Genomic DNA, 13,773 nt, shown 5'->3' on the forward strand with positions numbered 1-13,773 from the left:
GGGCCGCCCCGCCGGCGCCGGCGAGGCGGCCCTGCCGGGTGTGCGCTGTCAGGGCCGGGACGGCACCGCCGCGCAGTCGGAGACGGCCGGTTTGCCGGCGAGGCGGTCAATCAGCCAGGACACGGCGGTGCCCTGGTCGGCGAGCAGCGGGGCGAAGTGGTTGATCAGAGCGCTGCCGAGGTTGGGCAGGGCGAGTCCCTTGTAGGTGACGTCGGCGCCCTTGGCGCACCAGTCGGCGGCGAGCTGCCGCGCCTGGGCGTGCGGGACGAGGTTGTCGTTGACGCCGGTGGCCAGGCGCACCGGGCCGGACGGCTTCAGACGGCCGATGCGCTGGCTGTCGAGGAAGGCCTGGAGCGCGGGTGTGGCGCGGATGATGTCGCTGATGGACCGGCCGTCGGTGGTCCACTTGGTGCTCCTGGCGAAGCCGTAGGAGAAGAGGGCGTCTCCCACGCACATGGTCGACAGGTCGGCCAGGGCGGCCTTGCCCGCGGCGTTGAGGTGCGCGTCGGCGATGGGCCCGAGCTCGGGGGCGGACTGCAGGAAGCCGTTCAGGGACCAGCCCAGGGCGCCGGTCAGTCCGCTGCCGTCGATGGCCCTGGTGACCTCGGTCAGGTCGGCGGGCGGTGCACCGGCGTAGGTGCCGGCGAGGGGGACGTCGGGGGCGTAGTCGGGCTGCAGTTCGGCGGCGGCCGCGGCGGCGCCGCCTCCCTGGCTGTAGCCGAACAGGCCGACGGGGGAGGCCGGAGTGACGGACGCGCCGTCGACGAGGCGGGCGGCGCGGGCCCCGTCGAGGACGGCGTGGGCCTCGTCGACGCGGTTGACGTAGGTGTGCAGCCGGTCGGTGGCGCCCAGGCCGGCGTAGTCGGTGACCACCACGGCGGTGCCCCGGGCCAGCAGCCGGTGGACCGACAGGTCCTCGTAGCCGACCGACACGGTGCGGCCGTTGAACGAGACCGGGTGCTCCAGGCCCATGGAGGCCGCGCACTGGTCGCCCTGTCCCATGGTGCCCGGTGCGACGACGACCAGGGGGCGCGGCCCGGTGCCCTTCCAGCGGGCCGCCGGTTCGATGTAGGCGCCGGTGACGGCCACCGGCCGGCCGGTGGAGTCGGTCGACTTGTACATCAGGCGCGTGGCCCGGCCCGGCAGGGGGCCGTACGGACCGGGCAGGCCGAGGGCGAGCCGGAGCGGTTCGCTGCGGATCAGGGCGCCGTCGGCCGCCGGCAGGTCGGCGGGCGGGTTGTAGAAGACGGGGATCCTGACACCCCGGGAGACCACCTGGTCGGGGCCGGTGGCCGCGGCGGCCGGAAGGGCCTGGGCGCCGAGGCAGGCGGCGGTGGCGACGGCGGCGGCGAGCAGACGTCTGCGTGCGGGCATGCGGAACCCCCTGAAGGTGCGGCCGTACAGGAGTGGTTGAAGGTGTGAACGTACTCGGCCGCCTGTTACCGCCGGTAGCGCCTGGAGGGTTACGGTTGAGTAACTTGACTCAGTGTCCAACAGAAGGCGTGTTTCCGTCACCGACCGTACGTGGGACCGGCACTCTCAGGGGGTGTCGCCGCACCGGTGCGGTCACCAGGCCATGGCGTTGAGCAGCGTCTCGGCGTCCGGCGTCGGGGTGCCGCCCAGGCCCAGCTCCGCCCAGATCACCTTCCCGTGCGCCACATAGCGCGTGCCCCACCGCTCCGCGAACTGCGAGACCAGGAACAGACCGCGGCCGCCCTCGTCGGTGGCCGCCGCGCGCCGCAGATGCGGCGAGGTGCTGCTGCCGTCCGACACCTCGCAGATCAGACAGCGGCCCAGCAGGATCCTCACCCGGACGGGCGGAGCGCCGTACCGGATGGCGTTGGTCAGAAGCTCGCTGAGGACCAGCTCCACGGCGAACGCGGACTCCTCCAGCCCCCAGTCGCGCAGTCGGCGGCTCACCTCGGCGCGCATCCGGGAGACCTCCGCCACGTCGAACGGCACGTCCCAGAGCGCGACCCGGGACGGGTCGAGCAGCCGCGTCCGGGCGACGAGCAGTGCCACGTCGTCGCTCGGGTGCTCCGGCAGCATCGCCTCCACCAGGTCCCGGCAGGTCTCCTCCGGGGACCGGTCCGGGTGCGCGACGGCCGCGCCGAGCATCGCCAGCCCCTCGTCGATGTCCCGCCCGCGGTTCTCCACCAGACCGTCGGTGAACAGCACCAGCCGGCTGCCCTCCGGCAGGGTCAGCTCACCGGTCTCGAACGGCAGTCCGCCCACTCCCAGCGGCGGCGACAGGGGCAGGTCGGGGAAGGTCACCCGCCCCGCGGGGTCCACCACGGCCGGTACGAGGTGTCCCGCGCGGGAGACGGCGCAGTGCCCGCCCGCCGGGTCGTAGACGGCGTACAGACAGGTGGCCCCGGTGACGGGGGACACCTCGCCGTCGGCACCCGCCGTCTGCGTGTCCAGCCGCGTCACCATCTCGTCCAGATGGCTGAGCAGTTCGTCCGGAGGCAGATCCAGGGACGAGAAGTTCAGCACCGCCGTCCGCAGCCGGCCCATCGTCACCGCCGCGTGCAGCCCGTGCCCCACCACGTCGCCGACCACCAGCGCCACCCGGAAGCCGGGCAGGGGGATGACGTCGAACCAGTCGCCGCCCACGCCGGACTGCGCCGGCAGATACCGCCACGCCAGCTCCAGCGCGTCCTGCTCCGGCAGGTCCCGGGGGAGCAGACTCCGCTGCAGCGTCACGGCCATCGCGTGCTCGCGGGAGTACCGGCGCGCGTTGTCGATCGCGACGGCCGCACGGGCCACCAGCTCCTCGGCGACCGCGACGTCCTCCTCCTCGAACCGTGCCGAGCCGGTCCCCCGCCAGAGGTTGACCATGCCGAGGACCACGCCCCGCGCTCTGAGCGGCACCGTGATCAGCGAGTGGATGCCGTGGTCGAGCACCCGCAGCGCGCCCTCCGGATCCCGGGTCCGCCAGTCCTCCGCGACGTGCAGGTCCGGCACCAGCACCGCCTTGCCGCGCCGCAGCGTCGCCCCCATCGGCGTGTCGGCCACCACGAACCGGACGAGGTCGCCCACCGGTTGCAGCGGGTTGTGCGTCCCGGTCTCGTACAGCGCGGTGCGGCGCATCCGGTTCTCCGCCCCGGTGGGCTCCTCGCCGTGCAGCACGGACTCCAGCAGTTCCACGGTGACGGCGTCCGCCACCCGGGGGACCGCCACCTCGGCGAGCTCCTGGGCGGTACGCCGTACGTCGAGCGTCGTACCGATCCGCACCCCGGCCTCGTACAGCAGCGTCAGCCGTCCCCGTGCCACCTCGGCGCGGCCCGACAGGGCCCGCAGCTCCGTGGTGTCCCGGAAGCTGGCCACCAGACCCGGCGCGCTGCCGTACGGCGCGGTGCGCCGGGTGTTGACCGCCAGCAGCCGGTCCCCGGCCGGGAACACCGCGTCGGAGGCGACCTCCCCCGACTTCAGCAGCCGCGTCATGTCCGGTCCCAGCCCCAGTTCCGTGACGTGCCGCCGGTCGGCGTCCTCCGGGAGGTCCAGCAGCCGGCGGGCCTCGTCGTTGGCGAGCAGGACCCGGCCGTCGGCGTCGACGATCAGCACGCCTTCGCGCACCGCGTGCAGCACGGCGTCGTGGTGCTCGTACATGCGGGTCATCTCGGCCGGGCCCAGTCCGTGGGTCTGGCGGCGCAGCCGCCGGCTGATGAGGAAGGTGCCCGCGGTCGCCAGCACCACGGCCAGTGCGGCGGCGTCCAGGACCATCGGGATCTGCTGGTCCAGCACGCGGCCCAGGTTCTGGATCTCGATGCCCGCGGTGACGATGCCGACCACGTGCCGGTCCGCGCCGATGACGGGCACCACCGCGCGTACGGAGTCGGTCGGCTTGCCGTGGAAGGTCTCGGTGAACGTCTTGCCGGCCATCGCCCGGCCGATCTCCTGGGCCGGTGTGCCGATCAGCTTCGGTTCCGGGTCGGTCACGCGGATCCCGTGACTGTTCAGCACGGAGATGTAGTCGACGCCGGAGTTCAGCTGTGCCTTCTCGGCCGGGATCCGCAGGAGGGCCGCCGGATCGGGCGACTGCAGGGCGAGCGCCGTACCGGGCGCGTGGGCGAACGCCTCCGCGACGGCCAGTGACCGCTGCTTGGCGCTGGTCTCGCCGTCGTACCGCCGTTGCAGCACCACGGCCGCGGCACCCGCCGCGACGAGTACCAGGACGACGATCAGTTGCAGCAGGAAGACCTGTGCGGCGACCGTGCCCAGCCTCCGGGGCGGCGAAGGACCCCGCCCCGGAGCACGCCGCGTTCCCCGGGTCCCCGGACGGGGGCGGGCCGGGCGGGCCCGCCGCCGTCCGTCGACCGGCGGTTCCGCGCCCCTCGGAGACCGGCGGGAACGTCCGACCATGCTTTCAGTTCTAACACCGCGCTTCCCAGCCGGGCGACCGGTATGTCCGGCAGATCCCCTCGGGTGCGTGACTCATGGGACCAGTGAGGCGTACTGCGGCTGCCGGGAGGCCTGGTCGGGCAGGGGCTGTTCCGTCCAGATCGTCTTGCCGGAGCCCGTGTACCGGGTGCCCCAGCGCTGGGCGAGCTGGGCGACCAGGAACAGACCCCGCCCTCCCTCGTCCGTGCTGCGCGCGCGCCTGAGGTGCGGGGAGGTGTTGCCGCCGTCGGAGACCTCGCAGATCAGGGTCCGGTCGTGGATGAGGCGCAGGCCGATCGGGCCGCAGGCGTGCCGGATGGCGTTGGTGACCAGTTCGCTGACGATCAGCTCCGTGGTGAAGGCCGCCTCGTCGAAACCCCACAGGGACAGCTGGCGGCTGACGTCGTCGCGCACCACGTGTACGGCCGACGGGTCGACGGGCACGTCCCAGGACGCCACGCGGTCGCCGCTCATGACGTGTGTCCGGGCGACGAGGAAGGCGACGTCGTCGCGCGGCCGGTCCGGCAGCAGGGTGCGGACCATGGTGTCGCAGAGCTCCTCCAGGGGCCGGTCGGGGTGGGCCAGGGTGAAGCAGAGCCTTTCCATGCCGACGTCGACGTCCCAGTCCGAGGCCTCGATCAGCCCGTCGGTGTAGAGCGCGACGACGCCGCCCTCCTCCACCGGGATCTCGACCGACTCGAACGGCAGGCCGCCCAGGCCGAAGGGCGGGCCCGCGGGGATGTCGGGGAACTCCACGGGCTCGGTCAGATGGGCGATCGCGGGGCTGGGATGCCCGGCCCGGGCCACGAGCATGGTGCCGGCGACCGGGTCGTAGACGGCGTACACGCAGGTCGCGCCGACGGCCGCCGGTCCCTCGGCGGCCGCTTCCGCCTCGTCCGACAGACGCAGGACCAGGTCGTCGACGTGTGCCAGCAGCTCGTCCGGAGGCAGGTCCAGGTCGGCCAGGGTCTGTACGGCGGCCCGCAGCCGCCCCATGGAGGCCGCCGCGTGCAGGCCGTGGCCGACCACGTCGCCCACCACCAGTGCGACCCGGGCACCGGAGAGCGGGATGACGTCGAACCAGTCCCCGCCCACTCCCGAGTCGGCGTCGGCCGGCAGATAGCGGTAGGCCACCTCGACGGCACTGTGCCGGGGCAGGGCGGACGGCAGCAGGCTGGTCTGGAGGGCGAGCGCCGCCTGGTGCTCCCGGGCGAAGCGCCGGGCGTTGTCGACGCACACGGCGGCCCGCGCCACCACGTCCTCGACCAGCAGCTGGTCGTCCTCGGTGAACGCGTCGGGGTTCTTCCAGCGCAGCAGGGTCACCACGCCCATCGTGATGCCGCGGGCCCGCAGCGGCACGACCATGTGCGTGTGCACGCCGAACCGGTTGATCCTCGTCCACCGCAGGGGGTCGTCGGCGAGCGCGGGTGTCGACGGGCCGACGGCCTGGCGACTGGCCTCTCCGGTGGCCAGGCAGAGCTGCTGCGGAGACCCGCCGGGGTAGTGGATGGCCTCGCCGACCTCGGCGATCACCCGGGGGCGGTCCTTCTGGACCGACAGGTGGGCCGCGCGCCGCAGCACGGCCGGACCGCGTGCGGAGGCGGCGGGCGGGCCCTGTTCCGTCCGCACGACGTCCAGGAGGTCGACGGCCACGAAGTCGGCGACCCGCGGGACGACGATCTCCGTCAGCTCCTGGACCGTCCGGTGGAGGTCCAGCGTGGTCCCGATGTGCTCGCTGGCCGCGTTCAGCAGCACCAGCCGTTCGCGCGACGGATCCTGGGCGGTGAGGTCCAGGGCGGCGTAGCAGATGCCCAGCGTCCGGCCCGCGCTGTCGCGCAGTGGGAAGAACGAGCGCAGCCGGGAGCGCGCGGCTCCGGGCCGGCCGGGCGTGCCGCGCCGGGGCGGCGCGTGCTCGACGGTGACCTGGGCCTGTCCGGAGACCAGCGTCTGCCGGGCGTGCCGGGTCACGACCGGCGACGCTCCCGCCACGGCGCCGGGGGCCGCGCCGTCGCTGCCCGCGGCGTCCACCGGATGCCCCTCCACGCCGGTCAGGGCGCGGTTCACCCAGCGGTACCGCAGCTGGGTGTCCAGCGCCGCGACCCCGATGGGGGACTGTTCGAGCAGACCCTGCGCGACCGCCTCGTACCACTCGTGCCGGTGCCGGTCGGCGGCGTCGCAGGCGAGGACGAGCCAGTCGCGCGCGCCGCCCGCGGCGAACAGCGGGCACACGCGGACGGCGATCCGGACGGTGTGGCCGGCGCGGTGGCGGACGGCGACCACCGCGTCCCCGGCACGGTCGGTACGGCGCAGCCGGGAGACCACGGCGGTCGGGTCGCGGCCGGACCACAGCAGCCGGGCCGGGCGCCGTACGACGTCACCGGCCGGATAGCCGAGCAGGTCCTGGGCGCCCCGGCTCCAGTAGGCGATCAGCCCCTCGGCGTCGATGATCGCCACCGCCGAGGTCTTGATGTCGAACGGATCGCCCGGATGCGTACCGCTCGCCGCACCGCTGACGCCCATGCCTTCATCCCCATCCACGGGCAGGACCCCCACGGGCACATCCTGCCATCGGTGGCGGTCTCCCGCCGCTCGGGGACGGCGGGACCCGGGAAGGACCGGCTACGCCTTCGCCGCCAGCGCCTTCAGAGACTCGTCGGTGAGCCGGTACACCGTCCACTCGTCCTGCGGGCGGGCGCCCAGGGACTCGTAGAAGCCGATCGCCGGCTCGTTCCAGTTCAGGACCGACCACTCCAGGCGTTCGTAGCCTCGGGCGACGCACAGGCGGGCCAGCTCCGTCAGCAGCGCCCGGCCGTGTCCGCCGCCGCGGGCCTCCGGGCGGACGTAGAGGTCCTCCAGGTAGATGCCGTGCACTCCGCGCCAGGTGGAGAAGTTGAGGAACCACAGGGCGAAGCCCACCACCTCGCCGTCCTCGTCCTCGGCCATGTGCGCGAACGCCGCCGGACGCTCGCCGAACAGGGCCTCGGCCAGCTGCTCGGGCGTCGCCCGGACCTCGTCGAGGGCTTTCTCGTACTCGGCGAGCTCGCGGATCAGGGTGTGGAGGACAGGGACGTCGGCAGGGGTCGCGGGGCGAATCATGCGCGCAGTCTCACATGCCGCGTTCCGGGCGCGACCGACCGGGGGTGCCGACGAGGGGGCGGGACCGACGAGGGGGCGGTGCGCCGGGGTCAGGACGCCGGTGCCGGGTAGGTCGGGTACTCCACCCCGGAGACGTACTGCACGACGCGGATGACCTGGCAGGAGTAGCCGAACTCGTTGTCGTACCACAGGTAGAGGATCGCGTTGTCGCCCTCGACCTTGGTGGCGCCGGCGTCCACGATGGAGGCGTGGCGCGAGCCGATGAAGTCGCTGGAGACCGCGTCGGGGGCGCTGGTGAAGTCGATCTGCCGCTTGAGCGGAGAGGTGAGCGACACCTTGCGGAGGTGGTCCAGGACCTCCTCCCGGCTGGTCTCGCGCGCCAGCTGCAGGTTGAGGATGGCGATCGAGACGTCCGGCACGGGGACGCGGATCGAGCTGCCGGTGATCTTCGCCGTGAGGTCGGGCAGTGCCTTGGCCACGGCGGAGGCGGCACCGGTCTCGGTGATGACCATGTTGAGCGGCGCGGAGCGGCCGCGGCGGTCGGCCTTGTGGTAGTTGTCCAGCAGGTTCTGGTCGTTGGTGAACGAGTGGACGGTCTCCACGTGGCCGCGCAGCACGCCGTACTCGTCGTCCATCGCCTTCAGCGGCGGGACGATCGCGTTGGTGGTGCAGGAGGCGCAGGACAGGATCCGCTCGTCCGGCTTGATGGTGTCGTGGTTGACGCCGTGGACGATGTTGGGGACGTCGCCCTTGCCCGGCGCGGTCAGGACGACCTTGTCGATGCCGGGGCGCAGGTGCTTGGACAGGCCCTCGCGGTCGCGCCACTTGCCGGTGTTGTCGATGAGGATGGCGTTCTTGATGCCGTACGCCGTGTAGTCCACCTTCGTCGGGTCGTCGGCGTAGATCACCTTGATCTCGTTGCCGTTGGCGACGATCGTGCTGTTCGCCTCGTCGACGGTGATGGTGCCCTGGAACTGGCCGTGGATGGAGTCGCGGCGCAGCAGCGAGGCGCGCTTGACGAGATCCTCGGAGGCCTGGCCGCCGCTTCCGCGGACGACGATGGCGCGCAGGCGCAGACCGTTGCCGGAGCCGGACTTCTCGATGAGCAGGCGGGCCACGAGCCGGCCGATGCGGCCGAAGCCGTAGAGGACGACGTCGCGTCCCTCGCGGCGCTCGATCTTGTGGGCGCCGGTGGCACCGGCGACGGCCTCGGCGGTGAACTCCTCCACCGACAGGCCGCGGTCGTCGCCGCGGTACGCCGCGGCGAGCAGGCCGAGGTCGATCTGGGACGGCCCGAGGTCCAGCGTGGTGAGGGCCCGCAGGAACGGCAGGGTCTCGGTGACGGACAGTTCCTCACCGGCGATCTGCCGGGCGAACCGGTGGGTCTTGAGGATGCTCACCACCGACTTGTTCACCAGGGAACGGCTGTGGACCAGGACGGTGACGTCCCGCTCCCGGTGCAGCTTCCCGATCATCGGGATCATCGACTCCGCGATCTCCTCGCGGTTCTTCCAGTTGGTGAACGAGTCGTCGTTGACAGTCACAGATCTATCTTTCGAGCTAGGCGGCTCTAACTTTCGAGCAAGGTGGCGCTCATATGCTAACCCCATGGGGTGTCGATCATGACAGTGGGCCGCATCCGCCGCGTCAGGGCGGTGCGGCCCGCTGTCGGGATGGGTGATGTCACCGGTGACCGGTGCGGCTGCGGCGGGCGACTCCGACGGTCAGCCCCATGGCGGCGAGCCCCAGCAGGGCCACTATCGCGCCGACCCAGCAGTTGTTCCAGATGATGCCGGCCCGTGCACTGTGGGTCGCGGTGACGACCCAGGGGGAGATCAGCAGCCAGAGGCCGAGCGGGGCGAGGATCCACGAGAGGCGGTAGGTGCGCTCCGGGGCCACGGTGAGACCGGCTCCGATCAGGGCGATGGTGATGCCGATGATCAGGTTGTTGATCGTGATGTTCCGCTGCAGCGCGAAGTGCACGACCCAGGGGGAAATCGCGGCGTAGACACCGGCCAGAACGATGAGTCCTTCGACGGCCATGGCCTGGCCGCTGGAGGCCGTCCGCTCCAGGCGCTCCCGCATCTCGGCTATCTCGGGGTGCGAACTCATTCCGGTACCGGTGGTGGAGTGCTGCGGATACGACATCGCTGCCGTCTCCTCTCCATTGAGATTGCGAGTTTGCTGTTGTTGCCCTATGGGCTTACTTCCCCCTTATGTCCGCATTAGCGACCCTTGCTGAGTTTTTCCCCGTGAGTTGCGTCACATTGAACGCCCTCTGTGGGACGTGCGTGATCGTCTGTCAATCTTGTCCACGGTGCGTCAAGAATTCGTCGAGGGCGCGTCAAGAGCCGGGGAGGGCGTGTGACAGGGGCAGAGGTGCCCGACGAGTATCTGACGGGGTACACCCAGATCCTGGCCGACGTCTGCGCCACCGGCCGCCGCCTGACCCGGGTGGAGCTGTCCCTGCTGCGCGCCCACGGCGAACGGGCCGCGGAGGACGGCCACGGCCTGCGGAAACTCGTCCGCCGGCACCTGTCCGAGGCCAGGGCCGTCGCCCCCACGCTGACGGCCGCCGGGATCGACCTGGTCCTCGCCGCCGTCGAGCAGGCCGTCGACGCGTTCGCCGAGGGCCACGAACGGGCCCAGAAGCTCGCCATGCGCCAGGAGGAGGCCGACCGCCGCGAGTTCATCGACGACCTGCTCTACGGCCGCAGCGACCTGGGACGGCTGGCCGAACGCGCGGAGCGCTACGGGCTGCTGTTCTCACGCGCGCACGCGGTGGCGGTCGCCCAGGGCGGACAGCCCGTCGACGACACCCACCCGGCCACGCGGTACGTCGAGACCGCGCTGGTCGCCCGGTTCGGTGAGCGCCGCATCCTGCTGACCACCAAGGACGGCCGGCTCGTGTGCATCGCCCCGGGCGACCAGGAGGACGTCCTGGCGTTCTTCGCCAAGCAGGCGTACGCCTCCACCGACGGCGGCAGGGTCGCCATCGGGCGTCCCCACCCCGGGGCCGGGGGAGTGGTCCACTCCTATGAGGAAGCCCTCAACGCCCTCGAACTCGCCGACCGGCTCGACCTGCAGGAGCCCGTCCTGCGCGCCGCGGAACTCCTGGTGTACCCCGTCCTGACCCGTGACCGGCAGGCCATGGCCGATCTGGTCCGCGACACCCTGGGGCCGCTGAGGGCCGCCCGCGGCGGAGCCCAGCCGCTCCTGGACACCCTGGCCGCCTACTTCGACGCCGGCTGCACGGCCGCCGAAGCCGCGCGCCGCCTCAACCTCAGCGTCCGGGCCCTCACCTACCGCCTGGAGCGCATCCACAAACTGACCGGCGCCGACCCCGCCGACCCCGTGCACCGCTACACACTCCAGACCGCCGCGATCGGCGCGCGTCTGCTGGGCTGGCCGGAGAACGAGCTATGACACGGCGGCGCCGCCGCCCGGCGAAGACGGCCGGCGGGGACGCTCAGGTGCCGGAGGGCCCCGGCCCCCGGTCCGGCGCGGCCCGTATGCCGTCCGCTTCCTTCTCCAGGGCGTCGGCCGCCGCGTCCGCGGCGGCGTTCACCCGGTCGCGCGCCGCCAGGGCGAGAGCCGCGGCCCCGCAGCCGTAGACACACGTGAGCAGCGCGGCCGCACGGCCCCGCGGCATGACCGACTCCAGCACCCGCAGCGCGGTCTCGTGCGCCGCCCACAGAGCGAGGAGCCCGCACACGCCCGCACCGGTGAGCAGCGCGCCGCCGGCCCCGAACTCGCGCAGCCCGGCCAGCAGGTCGTCCTGCATCGCCCGGACCTCGCGACGCGCCGGCTCGGCGGCGTCCTGCCCCAGACGAGCCGCGGCGTCACCCACCCGGCCCGCACCCGATGACACGTCGTCGCCCGGTGTACGCATCGTCGCCCTCCTGCCCTCGTGCCCTCGCCCGGCCGGTGACCGCGGTCACCGGGCCGGTGGTCACGTGTGCGGGGACGCGGTCGGGGGTACTTCGTCCGCTCGGACCCTCCAGGCGGTCCGGTCCGGGGCTGACGCGCCACGGGCTTCCTGGACGACCTCCAGCGCGACGGAGGCAGATCATGGCCCTTTCCCTGACGAGGCAGGACGCGGTCGACATCCTCACGCGGCAGCACGCCCAGATCCGGCGGGGTTTCTACCGCGCGGCGCTGCCGGGACCCGGGCGGCGCCGCGCGTTCGAGCGGCTGATGCGTCTGCTCGCGGTGCACGAGGCCGCCGAAGAGGCGCACGTCCACCCGGTGGCCCGCCGCGTACTGGCGTCCGGACCCGCGCTCGCGGCGCGCCGCCGCCAGGAGGAGAAGCAGGCGAAGAAGCTGCTGGTCGCCCTGCGCCGCACCGGACCGGGAGGCAGGGGATACCTGCGCCGGCTCAATGAGGCACGCCGCGCCGTGCTGACCCACGCGGCCCGTGAGGAACGCGAGGAGTTCGCCGCACTGCGCCGCGCCGTCAGCGGCCGCCGGCTGCGGATGCTCGGTGCCGAGGTCCGGATCACCCAGGCCTACGCGCCCACCCGGCCGCACCGCTGGGTGAACAACGAGGCGGCCAACAAGCTCGCCGCCCCCCTGCTCGGCCCCCTCGACCGGGTGCTCGACCGCGCCCAGCGCGCGGGACACCGCCGTCACTGACCGACGGCCACCTCCCGGCCGTCCGGGGCGACTGCGCACGGGGCTGCCCCGGACGGCTCTCGCCGTTCACTCCACTGACCCCTCACAAGAGGCGTTCGCCGGCGGACGGGGCAAACCTGGAGCACGACGGATGACCTTCCCGTACGGGGCGTCGTCCGTGCCGGCCGCGCAGCCGACCGGCGGGCCGGCGGGCACGCACCGCACCGGCTCCGCCGCGGAGCTCCGTGGCCGCAGGTCACCGCCCCGGACGAGGAAAGGTGCGATGGACGCCATCGAGTTGTTGAAGCACGACCACCGCATGGTGGAGCAACTGTTCCGCGACTACCACGCCGCGGCCTCCCGGACCCAGCGGCGCGGAGTGGTCGAGCTGACGATCCGCGAGCTGTCCAAGCACGCGGCGCTCGAGGAGATGATGCTCTACCCCCTGGCCAAGAAGGTGCTTCCCGACGGCGCGCGGAAGATCGACGAGCACCTGAGCGAGCACATGGCCGTCAAGAAGCTGCTGCTCGCCCTCGACAGGCTGCCCGCCGGAGACGAGCGCGAGGCCGACCTGATGGCCCAGCTCAAGCGGGAGATCGATGAGCACATCCGCGAGGAGGAGGGCGAGACGATGTCCGAACTCCGCGCCCACGTCTCCCAGGAGAAGCTCGACGAACTCGGCCGGCTCATCGACCGGGCCAAGCAGACCGCCCCCACCCGGCCCCACCCGAACGCCCCCGACCGGCCTCCCGCGCTCACCGTGCTCGGGCCGGTGGCCGCCGCCTACGACCGATTCCGTGACCGTCTCCAGGGGAGGCCGAGCACATGACCACCGCCAGCGGTACCACCGAAGTCAGCCGGGAGCCGGAAGGCGCCCATGAGCGGGCCGGCTTCGACGAGATCCACATCCTCTGGATCTCCGAGGGCATGAGCTGCGACGGCGACACCGTCTCCATGACCGCGTCGGACCAGCCCGCGATCGAGGACATCGTGCTCGGGCTGATCCCCGGGCTGCCGAAGGTGCACCTGTACAACAAGGTGCTCTCGCCGAGCCTGGGCGGTGAGGACTTCCTCGCCCCCTTCCGGGCCGCGGCCGCGGGAGAACTCTTCCCGTTCATCCTCGTCATCGAGGGCTCCGTCCCCAACCAGAACATCATCGAGGGCGACGGCTACTGGACCTCCTTCGGCAACGACCTGGAGACGGGCGAACCGCTCACCCTCAACTGGTGGATCGACCAGCTCGCCCCCAAGGCGTGGGCGGTCGTCGCGGCCGGCACCTGCGCCACGTACGGCGGCATCCACGCGATGGCCGGCAACCCCACCGGCTCCATGGGCCTCGCGGACTACCTGGGCTGGGACTTCAGGTCGCAGGGCGCCCTGCCCATCGTCAACGTCCCCGGCTGCCCCATCCAGCCGGAGAACTTCATGGAGACCCTGACCTGGGTGCTCTACCACGCCGCGGGCACCGCGCCGCCCCCGCCGCTGGACGAGATGCTGCGCCCGCAGTGGCTGTTCGGCAAGACGGTCCACGAGGGCTGCGACCGCGCCGCGTACTACGAGCAGGCCGACTTCGCCAAGGACTACAACTCGCCCAAGTGCCAGGTGAAGGTGGGCTGTTGGGGTCCCGTGGTGAACTGCAACGTACCCAAGCGGGGCTGGATGGCCGGCATCGGCGGCTGC

General features: G+C 72.5%; 11 protein-coding genes. 4 read left to right on the forward strand and 7 right to left on the reverse strand.

Annotated features, from left to right (window positions below):
- Positions 1-48: 48 nt before the first annotated feature.
- The 6 genes from RH94_RS08105 to RH94_RS08130 all read right to left on the reverse strand — a co-directional run bounded on the left by RH94_RS08105 (position 49) and on the right by RH94_RS08130 (position 9,627).
- On the reverse strand, positions 49-1,374 hold the full coding sequence (locus tag RH94_RS08105; protein WP_073946952.1) for a lipase family protein: 1,326 nt from the start codon (positions 1,372-1,374) through the stop codon (positions 49-51).
- Between the two features lie 192 nt (positions 1,375-1,566).
- Positions 1,567-4,365 (reverse strand): SpoIIE family protein phosphatase, encoded by a 2,799-nt coding sequence (locus RH94_RS08110; protein WP_079188944.1) that lies wholly within the window; start codon positions 4,363-4,365, stop codon positions 1,567-1,569.
- Between the two features lie 72 nt (positions 4,366-4,437).
- Complete coding sequence (locus RH94_RS08115) at positions 4,438-6,903, reverse strand: SpoIIE family protein phosphatase (RefSeq protein ID WP_199880899.1); 2,466 nt, start codon at positions 6,901-6,903, stop codon at positions 4,438-4,440.
- Positions 6,904-7,002: 99 nt separating this feature from the next.
- Positions 7,003-7,479: a GNAT family N-acetyltransferase gene (locus RH94_RS08120; protein ID WP_073946953.1), complete on the reverse strand. Its 477-nt coding sequence runs from the start codon at positions 7,477-7,479 to the stop codon at positions 7,003-7,005.
- A gap of 89 nt (positions 7,480-7,568) precedes the next feature.
- Entirely contained in the window at positions 7,569-9,023 is a 1,455-nt protein-coding gene (locus tag RH94_RS08125) for a glyceraldehyde-3-phosphate dehydrogenase (protein WP_073946954.1), read from the reverse strand.
- Between the two features lie 139 nt (positions 9,024-9,162).
- Positions 9,163-9,627 (reverse strand): SPW repeat protein, encoded by a 465-nt coding sequence (locus tag RH94_RS08130; RefSeq protein WP_073946955.1) that lies wholly within the window; start codon positions 9,625-9,627, stop codon positions 9,163-9,165.
- Positions 9,628-9,843: 216 nt separating this feature from the next.
- On the opposite strand from RH94_RS08130, the gene RH94_RS08135 reads away from it, so the two are divergent.
- Positions 9,844-10,905 carry a PucR family transcriptional regulator gene (locus tag RH94_RS08135; RefSeq protein WP_073946956.1) on the forward strand — a complete coding sequence of 354 codons (1,062 nt, stop codon included), beginning with the start codon at positions 9,844-9,846 and terminating at the stop codon, positions 10,903-10,905.
- 43 nt (positions 10,906-10,948) lie between these two features.
- Here RH94_RS08135 and RH94_RS08140 read toward each other — a convergent pair whose 3' ends face one another.
- Complete coding sequence (locus RH94_RS08140) at positions 10,949-11,371, reverse strand: phage holin family protein (protein ID WP_073946957.1); 423 nt, start codon at positions 11,369-11,371, stop codon at positions 10,949-10,951.
- 179 nt (positions 11,372-11,550) lie between these two features.
- Between RH94_RS08140 and RH94_RS08145 the strand changes: the two genes are divergently transcribed.
- The 3 genes from RH94_RS08145 to RH94_RS08155 all read left to right on the forward strand — a co-directional run.
- Positions 11,551-12,114 (forward strand): hemerythrin domain-containing protein, encoded by a 564-nt coding sequence (locus RH94_RS08145; protein ID WP_073946958.1) that lies wholly within the window; start codon positions 11,551-11,553, stop codon positions 12,112-12,114.
- Positions 12,115-12,376: 262 nt separating this feature from the next.
- The gene (locus tag RH94_RS08150; RefSeq protein ID WP_073946959.1) at positions 12,377-12,922 is read left to right on the forward strand and encodes a hemerythrin domain-containing protein; all 546 of its coding nucleotides are present in this window, start codon (positions 12,377-12,379) and stop codon (positions 12,920-12,922) included.
- Positions 12,919-13,773: NADH-quinone oxidoreductase subunit B family protein (locus tag RH94_RS08155; RefSeq protein ID WP_234425618.1), on the forward strand; the 855-nt coding region annotated here is incomplete at its 3' end. The genes RH94_RS08150 and RH94_RS08155, both read left to right, overlap by 4 nt.

It is taken from the genome of Streptomyces kebangsaanensis, from assembly GCF_001906585.1.
GTDB lineage: Bacteria > Actinomycetota > Actinomycetes > Streptomycetales > Streptomycetaceae > Streptomyces > Streptomyces kebangsaanensis.